The organism is Comamonadaceae bacterium OTU4NAUVB1 (assembly GCA_024372625.1).
Lineage (GTDB): Bacteria > Pseudomonadota > Gammaproteobacteria > Burkholderiales > Burkholderiaceae_C > Variovorax.
The window spans coordinates 63,194-79,315 of record CP099604.1; the positions used below are offsets into that span (position 1 = coordinate 63,194).

Annotated in this window: 18 protein-coding genes; 15 read left to right on the plus strand and 3 right to left on the minus strand. The window is 71.5% G+C overall.

Annotated elements, in window-relative coordinates:
• Nucleotides 1–165 precede the first annotated feature (165 nt).
• A complete protein-coding gene (locus tag NF681_02455; protein UST52893.1) occupies nt 166–1,134 on the plus strand; it encodes an SDR family oxidoreductase in 969 nt (322 codons plus the stop codon).
• Nucleotides 1,135–1,143: 9 nt separating this feature from the next.
• Here NF681_02455 and NF681_02460 read toward each other — a convergent pair whose 3' ends face one another.
• Nucleotides 1,144–1,374 carry a hypothetical protein gene (locus NF681_02460; protein ID UST52800.1) on the minus strand — a complete coding sequence of 77 codons (231 nt, stop codon included), beginning with the start codon at nt 1,372–1,374 and terminating at the stop codon, nt 1,144–1,146.
• 60 nt (nt 1,375–1,434) lie between these two features.
• Nucleotides 1,435–2,229: an SDR family NAD(P)-dependent oxidoreductase gene (locus tag NF681_02465; protein ID UST52894.1), complete on the minus strand. Its 795-nt coding sequence runs from the start codon at nt 2,227–2,229 to the stop codon at nt 1,435–1,437.
• Between the two features lie 546 nt (nt 2,230–2,775).
• On the opposite strand from NF681_02465, the gene NF681_02470 reads away from it, so the two are divergent.
• The 14 genes from NF681_02470 (at nt 2,776) to NF681_02535 (ending at nt 14,565) form a co-directional block, all read left to right on the plus strand.
• Nucleotides 2,776–3,018 (plus strand): hypothetical protein, encoded by a 243-nt coding sequence (locus NF681_02470; protein UST52801.1) that lies wholly within the window; start codon nt 2,776–2,778, stop codon nt 3,016–3,018.
• Entirely contained in the window at nt 3,015–3,719 is a 705-nt protein-coding gene (locus tag NF681_02475; GenBank protein ID UST52802.1) for a glycosyltransferase, read from the plus strand. Before NF681_02470 ends, NF681_02475 begins: the two co-directional genes overlap by 4 nt.
• 76 nt (nt 3,720–3,795) lie before the next feature.
• On the plus strand, nt 3,796–4,062 hold the full coding sequence (locus tag NF681_02480; protein UST52803.1) for a hypothetical protein: 267 nt from the start codon (nt 3,796–3,798) through the stop codon (nt 4,060–4,062).
• Nucleotides 4,063–4,175: 113 nt separating this feature from the next.
• On the plus strand, nt 4,176–4,865 hold the full coding sequence (locus NF681_02485) for a glutathione S-transferase family protein (GenBank protein UST52804.1): 690 nt from the start codon (nt 4,176–4,178) through the stop codon (nt 4,863–4,865).
• A 76-nt stretch (nt 4,866–4,941) separates the two neighbouring features.
• The gene (locus NF681_02490) at nt 4,942–5,976 is read left to right on the plus strand and encodes an ABC transporter ATP-binding protein (GenBank protein ID UST52805.1); all 1,035 of its coding nucleotides are present in this window, start codon (nt 4,942–4,944) and stop codon (nt 5,974–5,976) included.
• Nucleotides 5,977–6,079: 103 nt separating this feature from the next.
• Nucleotides 6,080–7,363, plus strand: coding sequence for an extracellular solute-binding protein (locus NF681_02495; GenBank protein ID UST52806.1), 1,284 nt, complete (start codon nt 6,080–6,082; stop codon nt 7,361–7,363).
• 19 nt (nt 7,364–7,382) lie between these two features.
• Entirely contained in the window at nt 7,383–8,273 is an 891-nt protein-coding gene (locus tag NF681_02500; protein ID UST52807.1) for an ABC transporter permease, read from the plus strand.
• A 1-nt stretch (nt 8,274) separates the two neighbouring features.
• On the plus strand, nt 8,275–9,165 hold the full coding sequence (locus NF681_02505; protein ID UST52808.1) for an ABC transporter permease subunit: 891 nt from the start codon (nt 8,275–8,277) through the stop codon (nt 9,163–9,165).
• Between the two features lie 17 nt (nt 9,166–9,182).
• Complete coding sequence (locus NF681_02510) at nt 9,183–9,905, plus strand: GntR family transcriptional regulator (GenBank protein ID UST52809.1); 723 nt, start codon at nt 9,183–9,185, stop codon at nt 9,903–9,905.
• Between the two features lie 64 nt (nt 9,906–9,969).
• Nucleotides 9,970–10,710, plus strand: a complete 741-nt coding sequence (locus NF681_02515) for an aspartate/glutamate racemase family protein (protein UST52810.1) — start codon at nt 9,970–9,972, stop codon at nt 10,708–10,710.
• A gap of 150 nt (nt 10,711–10,860) precedes the next feature.
• On the plus strand, nt 10,861–11,967 hold the full coding sequence (locus tag NF681_02520) for an acyltransferase (GenBank protein ID UST52811.1): 1,107 nt from the start codon (nt 10,861–10,863) through the stop codon (nt 11,965–11,967).
• 165 nt (nt 11,968–12,132) lie between these two features.
• Nucleotides 12,133–12,861 carry an SDR family oxidoreductase gene (locus NF681_02525; GenBank protein UST52812.1) on the plus strand — a complete coding sequence of 243 codons (729 nt, stop codon included), beginning with the start codon at nt 12,133–12,135 and terminating at the stop codon, nt 12,859–12,861.
• A 142-nt stretch (nt 12,862–13,003) separates the two neighbouring features.
• A complete protein-coding gene (locus tag NF681_02530) occupies nt 13,004–13,681 on the plus strand; it encodes a carbonic anhydrase (GenBank protein UST52813.1) in 678 nt (225 codons plus the stop codon).
• Nucleotides 13,678–14,565, plus strand: coding sequence for a hypothetical protein (locus NF681_02535; protein UST52814.1), 888 nt, complete (start codon nt 13,678–13,680; stop codon nt 14,563–14,565). Before NF681_02530 ends, NF681_02535 begins: the two co-directional genes overlap by 4 nt.
• A 13-nt stretch (nt 14,566–14,578) precedes the next feature.
• Here the strand turns inward: NF681_02535 and NF681_02540 are convergent, their stop codons facing one another.
• On the minus strand, nt 14,579–16,078 hold the full coding sequence (locus NF681_02540; GenBank protein UST52815.1) for a PLP-dependent aminotransferase family protein: 1,500 nt from the start codon (nt 16,076–16,078) through the stop codon (nt 14,579–14,581).
• Nucleotides 16,079–16,122: the final 44 nt, after the last annotated feature.

A 16,122-nucleotide genomic window follows, 5' to 3' on the forward strand; every position in this document is an offset into this window, starting at 1 on the left:
TCGGATGCGGATGCTGGAATGTCCGACGCCCCGTGGCCGGGCGGGCGACATCGCTCGCGCGGGCCGGGTCCTCCAATCGCCGTCATGAACACAACCCGCCCACCCGAAGACCCGACCGCCCGTCCCGCGACGGCCCATTCCCACCCCGCGCGCCGCACGGTCGTCGTGACCGGCGCCTCGGCCGGCATCGGCCGTGCCATCGCCTGCGAATTCGCCCGCCACGGCTGGCGGGTCGCCCTGCTCGCGCGCGGCATCGACGGCCTGGAGGGCGCGCGACGCGATGTCGAACGCCTCGGCGGCGAGGCGCTGGTGATCCCGACCGACATCGCCGACGAGGCCGCGGTCGAGTCCGCGGCGGCCCACGTGCAGGCGCGCTGGGGCCGCATCGACGTCTGGGTGAACAACGCCATGGCCACGGTCTTCTCGGAGGTCCTGGACGTCGCGCCCGAGGACTTCCGGCGCGCCACGGCGGTGACCTACCTGGGCGCGGTCTGGGGCACGCTGGCCGCGCTGCGCCGCATGAAGGCCGTGGACCGGGGATGCATCGTGCAGGTCGGCTCGGCGCTGGCCTATCGCTCGATCCCGCTGCAGGCGGCCTACTGCGGCGCCAAGGCCGCGCTGCGCGGCTTCACCGACTCGCTGCGCTGCGAACTCGTGCACGCGCGCAGCGACGTGCACGTCACCATGGTCCAGCTCGCCGCCTTCAACACGCCGCAGTTCGACTGGGGCCGCACCACGCTGGCGGGACGCCCGCGCCCGATGGGCAAGATCTTCCAGCCCGAGGTCGCTGCGCGCGCGGTCTATTGGGCGGCGACGCATCGGCGGCGTGAACTGTGGGTCGGCTGGCCGGCGGTCACGGCGATCCTCGGCACGCGCTGGATGCCCGGCCTGGCCGACCGCCTGCTCGGACGCGACGGCGTCGACGGCCAGCAGACCGACGAGCCGGTGTCGCAGGCGCGCATGGACAACCTCCATGCGCCGGTGCCGGGGGACCATGGCGCGCACGGCCGCTTCGACGACCTGGCGCGGCCACACAGCACCCAGGCCTGGCTCACCACGCACCGGGGCACGGCGGCGCTGGCCGCGACGGCGCTGGTGGCCGCCGCCGGGCTGTGGCTCCGACGGTCGCGCTGAGCGTACCCATCAGGACCCGGTCTTGGAGAGGCCCCGCACGTTCATCACCGCCAGGCAGACCTGGAGCGCGATCAGCGCCCAGGCCTGGGTGTGCAGGCCCCAGGCCACCCACAGCACGTTGCTGCCGAGGAAGGTCCAGAAACCGACGTAGCGCCGGCGCTTGTCGTTCGATCCGACCAGGTAGGCCGCCGCCAGGGAAGCGGCGAACGCGGGCCATTGCAGCATGTCGATGAATTGCATCCGGGAGCAGGGAAGGTTGATTCGGTTGGAATGGGGTGAAGCGACCGTCGGCAATGCCGTTCAGGACGCGGGCGATGCCGAGCCGGGCTCGGCCATCTTGCGGTGCTGCGCGGCCAGCAGGGGCGCGGGCGTGACGTTGGCGAGCGCCACCTGGACCTTGTTCTTCCAGCCGGCCACGACGTCGCCCTCGCCGGCCATCATGGCGTCGAAGCCGACCTTGGCGACGTCGACCGGATCGGACTTCTTGTCGTCCTGACCGACCTGCGTGTCGAGCATGTCGGCACGCGCGAAGAACGCGGTGTCGGTCGGCCCCGGCATCAGCACGCTCACCGTCACGCCGCTGTCCTTCAGCTCGTCGCGCAAGGCGAAGGCGAAGGAGTCGAGGAAGGCCTTGGTGCCGTTGTACACGGCCTGGAAGCTCCCCGGCAGGACACCGGCGATCGATCCGGTGATGAGGATGCGGCCCGCGCCACGCTCGCGCATGTCCTGGCCGACCTTGTGGATCAGATAGAGCGTGCCGGTGACGTTAGTGTCGACGACGCGGCGCACGTCGCCGAAGTCCTGATCGAGAAAGGCGTGACCCAATCCGCGGCCGGCATTGGCGAGCAGCGCATGGACCTGCCGTCCCCGGATCGCCTCGTGAAGCCGGTCGACGCCTTCCATCGTCGACAGATCGACCTGAAGCGATTCCACCTGCACCCCGATGGCGCGCAATTGCGTCGCGGCGTCCTCGATGCGGGACTCGTCGGCCGCGATGAGCAGATCGAAACCGTGTCGCGCGCAGCGCACGGCGAGTTCGTAGCCGATGCCGCTGGACGCACCGGTGACGATGGCGAGACCGCCTTCAACGGACATTGAATTCATGGACGACGCCTTTCCCCATTGATAGAATTGGAGCGGGTGATGCTGTCCGCCGTCCGATGTCGCTTCGTCGGACAATGGCGCCCGTCGGAAAGAGTGGGTTCCTACTCGCATCGCCCGCGCGTGCGACACCTCCGCGCAATTCACGTCACGCGGCTGAGACAGCCGATTCGGACTCCAAAAGTCGGTGCCCGACTGCGTATTGCACGCGAGCCGCGCAATGCGGCAATTGTCGGTTGGAGCGCAAAAACTCCATGGATGGGAGGGTGCGCCCATTCAATGTTCACTGCATTAACCCATGTTAAATTTCAGGGTGAATGTGCATGCGGACATCGAGATGGATCGCGTCCTACAGGTCATGGGCACGCTGATTTCTTAACCTCGCTTAATCCGTGCGATCGACCCGGTCCGACCGGGATCCGGCCGCGACGGAACCGGCCGCATCGGGTCGGATCGTTTTCGTCCGGGGTGCCTTTGCTCCCGATGTCCACCCGATGTCCGGACGGGTCAGTTTCTCCCGGATCAAAAAGAACAAGCACCATGCCGAGTCTCCGTTTCGTCACCGAGATTTCCGATGAACGCATCGCGTCGATCGGAAGGTCCGTCGCGTCGTGGTCGGGCCGGGGCGCGGAGGTGCGGGTGGATTCGATCGCCCTGCAGCAATGCCGCATCCGCCTTGCCCCCGCGCAACGGCGCGGCTCCGGGACCGAGGGCTGGCTGCGTTCGGAGCGGCGCATGGAGGCGCACGAGACCCGGAACGCATCGCGCGGCATCGACGCGTGATCGGTGTCGTCATCCCTGCCCACAACGAGGAGCAGCTCATCGGAGCGTGTCTCGATGCGGTCATGCTCGCCGCGCGCCATCCGGCGTTGATCGGGGAGTCGGTCGAGGTCTGGGTCGTGCTGGACGACTGCGCCGACGACACCGGGGCGATCGTCTCGCGCCGTGGGGCGCAGGCCCTCGCGGTCGATCTGAGGAACGTGGGCGCCGCCCGCGCGTTCGGGGCGAGCCGGGTGCTGTCGAACGGCGCACGCTGGCTGGCCTTCACCGACGCGGACAGCCGCGTCGCGCAGGACTGGCTGGTGCGTCAGATCGAACTGGACGCGGACGTGGTGTGCGGCACCGTCACGGTGGAGGACTGGTCGCCGCATCGCGAGCGTGCGCTGCAGCTTCAGCACCATTACCGCGCCACCTACAACGATGCCGATGGCCATGCCCACGTGCATGGCGCGAACCTGGGCGTGAGCGCGGCTGCCTACCAGCGCGCGGGCGGCTTCGCGGCGCTCGCGACCAGCGAGGACGTCGCGCTGGTCGAGGCGCTGCGGGCGAGCGGCGCGCGCATCGCATGGAGTGCGGCCCCCCGCGTGGTGACGAGTGCGCGGCGCGTCGCGCGCGCGCCGCTCGGCTTCGCGGCCGCGTTGTGTTCGGCGGCGGACGCCTTGTTCGTCGCATCGGATGTGCATGAACTCTGTCGGGGCACCTGAGCGCCTGCCGGTCCGATCGGACCGGCCGGGTCGGCCCGGATGCTCCGCCAGACATCGAACTCTCTGAATTTCAACCATGGGTATCTATTCAGTTCGCAAGCGCTCGTTCCGGGAAACGAGAAGGTTCAAGGCGGTCGACCAGCACGGCATCGAACACACCGTGGTCGAGCGCATCGCGATGCTCCACGACGTGGGTGCCAGCGGATGCATCGTCGACGCCGAGCCCGGATCGCTCAACTACTACTCCGCGACCAGCGGCGACGCCATGGAGCGGCTGCTCGACGGTTCGCTCAAGACCAAGGACGGTCGGCTGGAATTCGCCGTCAAGCCGCAGGAGGCCTGAGCCGCCGCGGCGCGGGGTGCGGGCGGGCCATGACGCCCGGGTGGGTCGCCGGTGCCCCGCGCGGCGCGCGGGATCGCCGGCATGATGCGTCTCCCGATGCCACAGGCCCCGCGATGATCACGCTCTACCACTGCGTCAGCGCCCGTTCCTTCCGTCCGCTCTGGATGCTGGAGGAGTTGGCGGTGCCCTACGAACTCGTCATGCTGCCGTTCCCGCCGCGGGTGCTGGCGCGTTCCTACCTCGACTTGAACCCGCTCGGAACCGTCCCGCTGCTGCTCGACGGCGCGACGCGCCTGACCGAATCGGTGGCGATCTGCCAGTACCTCTGCGCCACGCACGCGCCGACGCCGCTGCAGGTCGAGCCCGGCGAGCCCGACTTCGGCGCCTACCTTGACCGGCTGCATTTCGGCGAAGCGACGCTGACCTTCCCGCAGACCCTGGTGCTGCGCTATGCGCGCTTCGAGCCGGCGCACCGGCGCCAGCCGGTCGTGGCGGACGATTACGCCAGGTGGTTCCTGGCCCGGCTGCGCACGCTGGAACCCCGGCTGGACGCGCACGATCACGTGTGCGCCGACCGCTTCACCGCCGCCGACGTCTCCGTGGGCTATGCGCTCATGCTCGCCGAGCACCTCGGCCTGGCGCCCCGGTTCACGCCGGCCGTGGCCCGCTACTGGGAGCGGCTGCAACAGCGCGACGGCCACCGCCGCGCGTTGCGGGCCGAGGAGGAGGCCGCGCGTTCGCAAGGCGTCTCCACGGTGCCCGCGCCGGTGGTCCCGGCGGACCCGGAGGCTGACGGCACCTGACGCGAGGCCGGGTCCCGCAGCCTGTGTACAGGTTGGCACGCAACCTGCATACGGGTCGTGCATGACCCTTCGCCCCGTGCCGAACCTCCCCGCCGGCGCCGTCGCCCCGGCGAACGCCAGCGCCGTCGAACTCGTCGCCCTCAGCAAGCGCTACGGCGACGGCGCCCCGGCGGTGGACGCCATCGACCTGAGGATCGCGCCGGGCAGCTACTGCTGCCTGCTTGGCCCGTCGGGCTGCGGCAAGAGCACGACCCTGCGCATGATCGCCGGCCACGAGAGCGTGACCAGCGGCGACATCCTGCTGCACGACCGCAACATCACCGACCTGCCGGCAGCGGGCCGGGGCACGGCCATGATGTTCCAGAGCTTCGCGCTGTTCCCGCACCTCTCGGCGCTGGACAACGTGGCCTTCAGCCTGAAGATGAAGGGAGTGGCGAAAGCGGAGCGACACCGGCGCGCGGCCGACCTGTTGGAGCGGGTGTCGATGGGACCGCTGGCGCAGCGCAAGCCGCACGAACTCTCCGGTGGCCAGCAGCAGCGCGTCGCGCTGGCGCGGGCGCTCATCACCGAGCCCCGGGTGCTGCTGCTCGACGAGCCGCTCTCGGCGCTCGACCCGTTCCTGCGCGTCCAGATGCGCGCCGAACTGCGCCGCTGGCAGAAGGACCTGGGCCTGACCTTCATCCACGTCACGCACTCGCAGGAGGAGGCGATGGCGCTGGCCGACACGATGGTTGTCATGAACCGCGGCACCATCGCCCAGGTCGGCACGCCCCACCAGATCTACAACCGTCCGGCGAGCGAGTTCGTCGCCCGCTTCATGGGCGGCCACAACGTGCTGCACCTGAGCACGGGCAAGGCCGCCGTGCGCAGCGACCACATGCGCCTGGCGCCACGCACCGACGCCGCCGGCGGGCTGCCCGCGACCATCACCGACGTCGAGTACCAGGGCACCTACGTGCTGCTCACCCTGCAGGCGCTGGACGCCGCCGGCCCCACCGCCGTCGCGGTGATGGTGGCGGAGTCGGCGTTCGGCGCGCAGCCCTGCCGGGCGGTCGGCGAGCACGTGTCGCTGTCCTGGGACGCGTCCGACGTCCACCTGCTGGCCGCCTGAGGCCGTTCGACGCTGCCCGACGCCACGTGGCCTCCGCTCCGCCGCGCCCCCGCCGTTCCTTCCCCCTTCACCCATCCATCCCTTCACCCCGAGGTCTCCCGCCATGAACGACGACATCCACTCCACGAACCCCCTCGCCCGGCAGCGCCGCACCCTACTCAAGGGCGGCGCCGGCCTCGCCGGCATCCTGGCCGCCGGCATGGCGCCGGCCGTGCACGCCCAGGAGGCCATCGTGCTGCGCTACCTCGGCACCGCGGTCAACCAGGACAAGGCCATCGCCGACAAGTTCAAGGCCGACACCGGCATCACGGTGCAGTACGTGGCCGTGCCCACCGACGACGTGATCAAGCGCGCCGTCACCGCGCCCAACAGCTTCGACCTGATCGACGCCGAGTTCTTCTCGCTCAAGAAGATCGTGCCCACGGGCAACCTGAAGGGCATCGACACCCAGCGCATCAAGAACGCCGACAAGATCACGTCGCTGTTCACCAAGGGCACGGTCAACGGCAAGGCGGTGGGCGACCAGGGCACCGCGCCCAAGAAGGTGATCTACCTGGAAGGCGAGAAGAGCAAGGTCTTCGCCTCGACGCCCACGCGCTTCATGTCGCTGATCCCGACGGTCTACAACGCCGACACGCTGGGCATCCGTCCCGACCTCGTCAAGCGCCCCATCACCAGCTGGGCCGAACTGCTCAACCCCGAATTCAAGGGCAAGACGGCGCTGCTGAACATTCCCTCCATCGGCATCATGGACGCGGCCATGGTGGTCGAGGCGCTGGGCAAGTACAAGTACCCCGACAAGGGCAACATGACCAAGGCGGAGATCGACCTGACCATCAAGACGCTCATCGAGGCCAAGCGCGCCGGCCAGTTCCGCGCGCTGTGGAAGGACTTCAACGAGTCGGTCAACCTGATGGCGTCCGGCGAGGTGGTCATCCAGTCGATGTGGAGCCCGGCCGTCACGGCGGTGCGCACCAAGGGCATCGACTGCGTCTTCCAGCCGCTGAAGGAGGGGTATCGCGCCTGGGCCGCCGGCTTCGGCCTGCCGGCCACGCTGTCGGGCCGCAAGCTCGACGGCGCCTACGAGTTCATCAACTGGTTCCTCGACGGCTGGGCCGGCGCCTACCTCAACCGGCAGGGCTACTACAGCGCCGTGCTCGACACCGCCAAGTCCAAGATGGAAGCCTACGAGTGGGCCTACTGGATGGAGGGCAAGCCCGCCACGCAGGACATCAAGAGCCCCAAGGGCGACCTGCTGGCCAAGACCGGCGCGGTGCGCGACGGCGGCAGCTACGAGCAGCGCATGGGCGCCATCGCGTGCTGGAACGCGCTGATGGACGAGAACACGTACATGGTCCAGAAATGGAACGAGTTCGTGGCGGCCTGAGCGCGGCGAACTCCCACCCATGAAACGTCCTCGCGCCGGATCGCTCCCGGCGTGGCTGCAGGCCACGCCGATGGGGGCCGTGTTCCTCGTGTTCTTCGTGCTGCCGGTGCTGCTGGTGGCGGTGGTGAGCGTGTGGCCGCAGAACGACTACACGTTGCAGCCGGGCTTCACGCTGGAGAACTACGCGACGATCCTGCGCGGCTGCCCGTTCGATGCCGACTCGGGCGAACTGTGCGTGACGCTCAAGACCTACCTGTCGACGCTGAAGTTCGGCCTGCTGGTCTGGGCGATCACGCTGGTGCTGGGCTTCACCATCGCCTATTTCGTCGCCTTCCACGTGCCCAGCCTGGCCGCGCAGACGGCGATCTTCACCCTCATGACGATCCCGTTCTGGACCTCCAACGTGATCCGCATGATCTCGTGGATGCCGCTGCTCGGGCGCAACGGCTGGGTCAACGACACCCTGCAGTCGCTCGGCGTCACCCAGGCGCCGGTGGACTGGCTGCTCTACTCGGACTTCTCGGTGGTGCTGGCCTTCGTGCACCTCAACACCACCTTCATGCTGGTGCCGATCTTCAACTCGATGATGAAGATCGACCGCTCGCTGATCGAGGCGGCCGACGACTGCGGCGCCTCGGCCTGGCAGACGGTGTGGCAGGTGATCGTGCCGCTGTGCCGCACCGGCATCCTGATCGGCTCGATCTTCGTCATCACGCTGGTGATGGGCGACTTCGTCACCGTCGGCGTGATGGGCGGCCAGCAGATCGCCTCGGTCGGCAAGATCATCCAGGTCCAGACGTCCTACCTGCAGTTCCCGCTCGCCGCGGCCAACGCGGTGGTGCTGCTGGGGGTGGTGATGCTGTTCATCGTCGCGCTCAACCGCCTTGTCGACCTCAGAAAGGAGCTGTGAGATGGCCGGCGCTTCCCGTTCGCGTTCGCGCGGCTTCTGGCCGCTGGCCCTGGTCTGCGCGCTCTACGTGCTGTTCCTCTACGGCCCGGTGATGACCATCTTCGTGCTGAGCTTCCAGGGCCCCGAGGGCGGGCTGACCTTTCCGATGCGCGGCGCCTCGCTCCACTGGTACCGCGAACTCTGGAACGGCCTGGGCACGGTCGACATCGGCGCGGCGGTGCGCCGCTCGCTCGCCCTGGGCGTGGTGGTGATGGGCGTGACCGTGCTGCTGTCGGTGCTCGCCGGCCTGGCGTTCCGCAAGGGACTGCGGGGCGGGCCGGCGCTGTTCTACACGGCGGTGGCCAGCCTCATCATGCCGTCGATCGTGGTGTCGCTGGGCATCGCGCTGCAGTTCCGGCTGCTCGACGGCGCCGTCGGCGCGGCGCTCGACGCACTGGGCTGGACCGAGGCGCGCGAAGGCTTCGCGACCCTGACCGGTCTCTACAGCTCGGCCCTGGGCGCGCACCTGACCTGGACGCTGCCCTTCGGCCTGCTGATCATGTTCGCCGTCTTCAACCGCTTCAATCCCGCCTACGAGGAAGCCGCGCGCGACCTCGGCGCCACGCCGTGGCAGGCCCTGCGCCATGTCGTGCTGCCCTTGATCGGGCCGTCGCTGGTGGGCGTGGGCATGTTCGGCTTCACGCTCAGCTGGGACGAGATCGCGCGCACCTCGCAGGCCATCGGCGACGTCAACACGCTGCCGCTCGAACTCCAGGGGCTGACCTCGACCGTGACGACGCCCTCGATCTACGCCCTGGGCACGGTCACGACGCTGCTGTCGTTCTTCGTCATCGGCCTGGCGCTGGGCGCGGCCTTCCTGCTGCGGCGCCGCGCGCGGGCCGTGGCGCGCTGAGCGGCGCGGCGGCCCGCATGGCCCCTGGCGATCCCGCGTCCGCCGCCGTGCCGCCGGGCGACGACGCGATCTACGAACGCATCCTCGCGGCGGTGCTCGAACGGCGCCTGCCGCCGGGCACGCCGCTGGTCGAGGAACAGCTCGCCGGCGCCTTCGGCGTCTCGCGCACGCGCATCCGCCCGGCGCTGACGCGCCTGGCCGCCGAGCACCTGGTGACGCTCACGCCGCACCGCCGCGCGACCGTCACCCGACCGACCGCGCAGGAAGCGCGCGAGGTGTTCGAGGCGCGCCGCCTGATCGAGCCCACGCTGGCGGCCTTCTTCGTCGAGCGCGCCACGGACGCCGACCTCGACGGGCTGCGCGCCTGCGTCGAGGCGGAAGAACAGGCCCGCCGACAGGGCGACGCCCGCCTCGCGATCCGGCTGGCCGGCGACTTCCACCTGCGGCTGTCGCAAGGCTCGGGCCACCTGACGCTCGGGCGCATCCTGCGCGGGCTGGTCTCGCGCACGACGCTGGTGCTCATGACCTACGGCGCGGAGCCGCGCGCGGCACCCGAGGCGGTCGCCGCCTGCGGCTGCCAGGACCATCGCGCGCTGATCGATGCCCTGCGCTCGCGCGATGCCGCCGGGGCCGCGCGCCGCATGGAGGAGCACCTCGCGCGACTGGAAGCGCAACTGTGCTTCGCGCCGCCCGCGCCGCCGCCGCCCGACCTGGCCCGGCTGTTCGCCGCCGGCTGCTGAACGCACCGCGCGCCGCTCCGCCCATCCGCCATTCTCCATCCCCACGCCAAGCGTCCCGACCGCCATGCCCCGCCTGCTCGTCCTCAACCCCAACACCTCCGCCGGCGTGAGCGCGCTGCTGGCCACCCACGTGCGGGCGGCCTGCGGCGACCGCGCGATCGCCGTGGACGTCGTCACGGCCCGGCTGGGCGCGCCCTACATCGCCTGCGAGGCCAGCTACGCCGTCGCCGGGCACGCCGTGCTCGACGCCTGGGCGAGCGCCGTGCGGCCGCCGGCCGACCCGCCCGGCGCCGTGCTGCTGGGCTGCTTCGGCGACCCGGGCCTGCTGGCGCTGCGCCAGTGCGCGACGGTGCCGGTGGTGGGGCTGGCCGAGGCGGCGTTCGACGAGGCGGCGCGACACGGTCGCTTCGCCGTGGTCACCGGCGGCGCGGCCTGGGCGCCGATGCTGCGGCGCCTGGCGCACGCCCTGGGCCATGGGGAGACGCTGGCCGCCATCGAGATCGTGGCGCCCACGGGCGCCGAGCTGGCCGCCGATCCGCCGATGGCCGCGCGCGTGCTGGCCCAGGCCTGCGCGCGCGCGGCCCGCGCCGAGGGGGTGGGGGCCGTCATCGTCGGGGGCGCCGGGCTGGCCGGCATGGCGGCGCGCCTCCAGGGCGCCGCGCCCGTGCCGCTGATCGACAGCGTGGCCGCCGGCGCGCGGCGGGCCCTGGCGGTGCTCGAGGCCGCGCCGTCGCGCGCGGTGTCGCGCTGCGCCGTGCCGTGGACGGGCGTGTCGGCTGAACTGCGCGACCTCGGCACGGGCTGAAGCAACGTCCCGCGCGCGCCCGGACACCGTCTCCGGCGGGTGACGGTCACGCGGCTGGTACAACGCCATCACGTCGCCTTGTAAGTAAAAAAGCTACGTTTCTTCAAATAGCATTTCTCCAGCGCACCGTTGCGCCGAGGAAGGAATGTCATGAACGTGGTTTCGGAAGAGAAGCGGCGCGTGTTCCACGCGCTGGACGCGGCGCGCGGGCTGGCCGCACTGGTCGTGGTGCTCTATCACATTCCCGGGTCGTTCCGGGGCACCCATTTCGGCAGCGGCTACCTCGCGGTCGACTTCTTCTTCGGGCTCAGCGGCTTCGTGCTCGCCCACGCCTACCTTGAGCGGCTGGGCACCGGCCGCATGACGTTGCGCGAATTCGCCGTGGCGCGGCTGATCCGCCTGTACCCGCTCTACGCGCTGTCGCTGGCGGTGCTGCTCGCGATCCTGGCCGTGATGGCGGCGACCGGCCTGCCGCTGCCCTGGTCGCCGATCGCCCTGGCCGGCAAGCTGCCGTTCGCCGTGGCGATGCTGCCGTCGCCCACGCTGGACGTCGAGGCCTACCTCTACGCCTTCAACATCCCGGCCTGGTCGATCCTGTTCGAGCTGGCGGTCAACCTGCTGTTCGCGCTGGTCGCCCGCCCCTTGCGCCACGCCCGCGCTCGGTGGGGGCTGATCGCCGTGTCGGGCGCGATCCTGGCGCTGCAGATCCGGACGCAGCACGACCTCGGCGGCGACACATGGCACACGCTGGCCGCGGGCGTTCCCCGCGTGTGCTTCTCGTTCTTCGTCGGGGTGCAGATCCACGAGTGGCTCCGCCACCGGCACGCGGGCACGTCGCTGCACCCGCTCTGGAGCGTGCCGGCCCTCGGCGTGCTGCTGGCCTGCCTGTGCGGGCCCGACCGGCACTGGCTGGTCCTCGCCAGCATCTTCCTGGTCTTTCCGGCGCTGATCGCGACGCTGGCGCTGGGCGACGTGCCCGGCGGCATCGCGGGCCGCGCGCTGCGCCGGCTCGGCGTGCTCTCGTATGCCGTCTACATGCTGCACGGCCCGATCCTGATGATCTGGGCGACGTGGTTCGCCGCGCCGGGATGGCCGGCCGCCACGCGGGTCGCGGGCCTGGCCGTCCTGCTGGCCGCCGTCGTCGCGGCCAGCTGGCTCGCCGACGCCTGGGTCGACGCGCCCGTGCGGGCCCGGCTGGGGCGGTGGGCGCGCGCCCGCGCGGGCCGGCGGACGGCGCCGGTCCGGGCCTCCGCCTGAACCGGCCCGCCCGGTGCCCCGCCGCGCACCCGAGGGATGCCCCGGGGTGGGCGGCGGCGCCCGAGTACCGATGCCGGGCGCCACGGTATCGGCGCGCGCGGCGATTCGGTCTATCTTGCTGGCCTTCGGCCGCCTCGTCGCGGCGCACCGCAAGGACACGGACACATGACACAGGAATTCGAAGGCAAGGTCGCGCTCGTCACCGGCGCCGCCTCGGGCATCGGCCTCGCGAGCACCGAGATGCTGCTGGCCGGCGGCGCCCGCGTGGTGCTGGCCGACCGCGACGCGGCCGCGCTGCGGGCGCTGGGCGAACGGCTGGGCGAGCGGGCCCTGCCGCTCGCGGTCGACCTGCTCGATCCCCGGGCGTGCGCCGCGCTGGTGCCGCAGGCGCTGCGGATGGGCGGGCGCATCGACATCCTGCATGCCAACGCCGGCACCTACGTGGGCGGCGACCTGGTCGATGCCGACACGCACGAGATCGACCGCATGCTCAACCTGAACGTCAACGTCGTCATGAAGAACGTGCACGACGTGCTGCCGCACATGATCGAGCGCGGGTCCGGCGACATCGTCGTCACCAGCTCGCTCGCCGCGCACTACCCGACGCCGTGGGAGCCGGTCTACGCGTCGTCCAAGTGGGCGGTCAACTGCTTCGTGCAGACCGTGCGTCGCCAGGTCTTCAAGCACGGCCTGCGGGTGGGTTCGATCTCGCCGGGGCCGGTGATCAGCGCGCTGCTGGCGGACTGGCCGGCCGACAAGCTGGCCGAGGCCAAGGCGTCGGGCAGCCTGCTGGAGACCGCCGAGGTGGCCGAGGTGGTGCGCTTCATGCTCACGCGCCCGCGCGGCATGACCATCCGCGACGTGGTCATGCTGCCGAGCAACTTCGACCTCTGAGCCGCCCCGCGCCCGGCGGGTTCATGGCTTCGCCCACAGCCGTCCCCTGGTTCGGCTGACAAGGCGCCGGGCGGCATGGCGCGGACAATGCCCGTCCCCGCGAGCCGGCATCCCGCCACCGCACGAACACCCCCGAGCCCCGATGAACCCCGCCCCCTTCAAACCCTTCTCGCGCCTGATCGACGGCGTCGAGAACTTCCGCAGCAAGCAGTTCGAGGAAAACCGCGAGCTGTTCCAGCAACTGGCCACGCAGCAGCAGCCCAAGACCCTGTTCATCTGCTGCGCCGACAGCCGCGTCGTGCCCGAGCTGATGACGCAGACCGACCCCGGCGAGCTGTTCCTGTGCCGCAACATCGGCAACGTGGTGCCGGCCTACGGCGAGATGATGGGCGGCGTCTCGGCGGTGGTGGAGTACGCGTGCACGGCGCTGGAAGTGACCGACGTGGTGGTCTGCGGCCATTCCGACTGCGGCGCCATGAAGGCGCTGCTCAACCCCGACGATCCGGTGCTGCGCCGGATGCCGACGGTCGCGTCGTGGCTGCGCAACGCCGAGGCGGCGCGCAGCGTCGTCGAGGCGACGCTGCCGCACCTCGAAGGCGCCGAGCGCGTGGCTGCGCTGGTGGTGCAGAACGTGCGCACGCAGCTCGGCCACCTGCGCACGCACCCCGCCGTCGCCGCGCGCCTGGCGACCCAGCAGCTGACGCTGCACGGCTGGGTCTACGACATCGAGACGGGCGACGTGCGCGCGGTGGACGAGGCGAGCGGCGAACTGCGGCCGCTGCGCGGCGACGAGGACGTGCCCGGCATCGACATCGAATGATCGTCCAGCGCAGCCTGAACCTGCGGCGCGTGCTGGCGGTGATCGGTCCGCCCCTTCTTGTCCTGCTGGTCTACGACGTCGCGGTCACCTACCTCTACATGGTCGAGGACTGGAAACGCCTGGGCCTGGACAACCTGCCACTGCCGCTGGTGGGCACCGCCGTCGCGCTGGTCGTGACGCTGCGCAACAACGCGGCCTACGCGCGCTGGTGGGAGGGCCGCATGCTGTGGGGCCAGATCGTCAACGACTCGCGCAGCTTCGTGCGCGGCCTGATCGCCATGACCGGCGACACGGCGCTGCAGATCCGCCTGACCAAGCAGCAGGTGGCCTACACCCAGGCCCTGCGGATGCACCTGCTGCGCAGCCCGCCCTGGGAGGACATGCGCCGCCTGCTCCCGCCCGAGACCATCGGGCGCGTGCGCGAGGCGGCCAACGTGCCGCTGGCGCTGCAGACCGACATCGCCGACCGCCTGGGCCGCGCCCGCGTGGCCGGCCAGCTCGACGCCATCGGCATGGCCGCGCTCCACGTCAGCCTGTCGGCCCTGGCGAGCGCGCAGGGCGGGCTCGAACGCATCAAGAACACGCCGCTGGCGCGCCAGTACAGCCAGTTCCCGCGCATCTTCGTGCGCGTCTTCTGCCTGCTGCTGCCGCTGGGGATGGTGCACGACCTGGGCTGGTTCACGCCGCTGGGCTCGGCGCTGGTAGGCTTCATGTTCCTGGCGCTCGACCAGGTCGGCATCGACCTGGAGGACCCGTTCGAGGGGCGCCTGCACGACGTGCCCATGCAGGCCATCACGCGCGCCATCGAGGTCGACCTGCACCAGATGATCGGCCACCTGTCGGAGCCGCCGGCCGTCGAGGTCGAGCGGGGCGTGCTGAACTGACGGCCCACCGCGCCTACGGACGGGCCCGGTACGCGGCGACCACGGCGCCCAGGAGGGCGATGCCTTCCTCGATGCGTTCGGGCGCCAGTCCGGCGTAGCCCAGCACCAGCCCGCACGGCCGCGTCGGCGCGGGTCCGGCCGGCGCGGCGAAGAGCGGCGAGACCGGATAGACCCCGAGCCCCCGCGCGCGCGCGTCCGACACCAGCCGTGCCTCGTCCGCCGCGCCCAGGGACGGCAGCCACAGCACCTCGTGGAGCCCGGCGGCGGTCCCGGCCACGCGGGCGTCGCCCGGCAGGTGGCGCGCGACGGCGGCCAGCAGCGCGGCGCGCCGGCGCTCGTTGGCGCGCCGCACGCGGCGGACGTGGCGCTCGTACGCCCCGCTGTCGATCAGGCCGGCGAGCACGCGCTGCGCCAGCAGCGGGGCGTGGCGGTCGGCCAGGCGCCTGGCCTGCCGGAACACGTCCACCAGCGCCGGCGGCAGGACCAGGTAGCCCAGGCGCAGCTGCGGCGACAGCGCCTTGGAGAAGGTGCCCACGTAGATCACGCGGCCGTCGGCGTCGATCGTCTTGAGGGCGTCGATGGGACGCTGGCCGTAGCGGAATTCCCCGTCGTAGTCGTCCTCGACGATCCAGGCGCGCCGCCGCCGCGCCCAGGCCAGCAGCGCGGCCCGGCGGCCCACCGGCAGCACGCCGCCGAGCGGGAACTGGTGCGACGGCGTCACGTAGGCCAGCCGCGCGCGGTCGTCCTCGGGCAGCCGGGCCGTGTCGATGCCCTGCGCGTCCACCGGCACCGGCAGCGCGACGGCGCCGGTGGCCTCGAAGCAGCGGCGCGCCATCGGATAGCCCGGCTCCTCGAAGGCGAAGGCGTCGCCCGCCTCCAGCAGCAGGCGCGCGCACAGGTCGATGCCCTGCTGCGCGCCCTGCACGATGACGATGCACCCGGCGTCGCAGGCCAGCCCCCGGGCGCGCCAGAGGTAGCCCTGCAGGGCCTGCCGCAGGACGGCCTCGCCTTCGGGCGGCGCGTAGTACAGGCTCGGCTGGGCGCGCAGCAGCTCGGCCTGGCAGGCGCGCTGCCAGGCGCGCGTCGGGAAGTCGCGCGCGGCCACGGCGCCGTACAGGAAATCGATGCGCACCGGCGCGGCCCGCGCGAGGTCCGGCAGCGCCATGGCCGCGATGCGCCGGCCGCAGGCCGACAGCGCGGGCGCCGGCGCGGCGTCCCGGTCGGAGGCCACGCCGGCCGGCGATCCGGTGCCCGGTGCCTGCGATGCGGCGACCGTGGCGACCCGGCCCGGCGACGTGACCAGGAAGCCCTCGGCGGCCAGCTGCTCGTAGGCCGCCGTGACGGTGGTGCGCGACACGCCCAGGTCGGCCGCCAGGGCGCGCGTGGAAGGCGCCCGCGCACCGGCGGCCAGGGCGCCGCTGGCGATCTGCGCGCGCAGCAGGTCGCAGATGCGGCGGCCCTTGTGCACGCCGGAAGCGCCGCCGCGCGCGGGAAGGGGGTCGAACTGGTCCATCGAGATCCATGGCAACTGGTTCTTTTCATTGTGCCGGTCCCCGG

Bases quoted from the DNA above. Each gene is read 5' to 3' on its own strand.
- NF681_02520 (UST52811.1), top strand. From the start codon at position 10,861: ATGAACGTGGTTTCGGAAGAGAAGCGGCGCGTGTTCCACGCGCTGGAC.
- NF681_02460 (UST52800.1), bottom strand. From the start codon at position 1,374: ATGCAATTCATCGACATGCTGCAATGGCCCGCGTTCGCCGCTTCCCTG.
- NF681_02540 (UST52815.1), bottom strand. From the start codon at position 16,078: ATGGACCAGTTCGACCCCCTTCCCGCGCGCGGCGGCGCTTCCGGCGTG.
- NF681_02535 (UST52814.1), top strand. From the start codon at position 13,678: ATGATCGTCCAGCGCAGCCTGAACCTGCGGCGCGTGCTGGCGGTGATC.
- NF681_02470 (UST52801.1), top strand. From the start codon at position 2,776: ATGCCGAGTCTCCGTTTCGTCACCGAGATTTCCGATGAACGCATCGCG.
- NF681_02485 (UST52804.1), top strand. From the start codon at position 4,176: ATGATCACGCTCTACCACTGCGTCAGCGCCCGTTCCTTCCGTCCGCTC.
- NF681_02505 (UST52808.1), top strand. From the start codon at position 8,275: ATGGCCGGCGCTTCCCGTTCGCGTTCGCGCGGCTTCTGGCCGCTGGCC.
- NF681_02495 (UST52806.1), top strand. From the start codon at position 6,080: ATGAACGACGACATCCACTCCACGAACCCCCTCGCCCGGCAGCGCCGC.
- NF681_02525 (UST52812.1), top strand. From the start codon at position 12,133: ATGACACAGGAATTCGAAGGCAAGGTCGCGCTCGTCACCGGCGCCGCC.
- NF681_02510 (UST52809.1), top strand. From the start codon at position 9,183: ATGGCCCCTGGCGATCCCGCGTCCGCCGCCGTGCCGCCGGGCGACGAC.
- NF681_02480 (UST52803.1), top strand. From the start codon at position 3,796: ATGGGTATCTATTCAGTTCGCAAGCGCTCGTTCCGGGAAACGAGAAGG.
- NF681_02465 (UST52894.1), bottom strand. From the start codon at position 2,229: ATGTCCGTTGAAGGCGGTCTCGCCATCGTCACCGGTGCGTCCAGCGGC.
- NF681_02530 (UST52813.1), top strand. From the start codon at position 13,004: ATGAACCCCGCCCCCTTCAAACCCTTCTCGCGCCTGATCGACGGCGTC.
- NF681_02515 (UST52810.1), top strand. From the start codon at position 9,970: ATGCCCCGCCTGCTCGTCCTCAACCCCAACACCTCCGCCGGCGTGAGC.
- NF681_02500 (UST52807.1), top strand. From the start codon at position 7,383: ATGAAACGTCCTCGCGCCGGATCGCTCCCGGCGTGGCTGCAGGCCACG.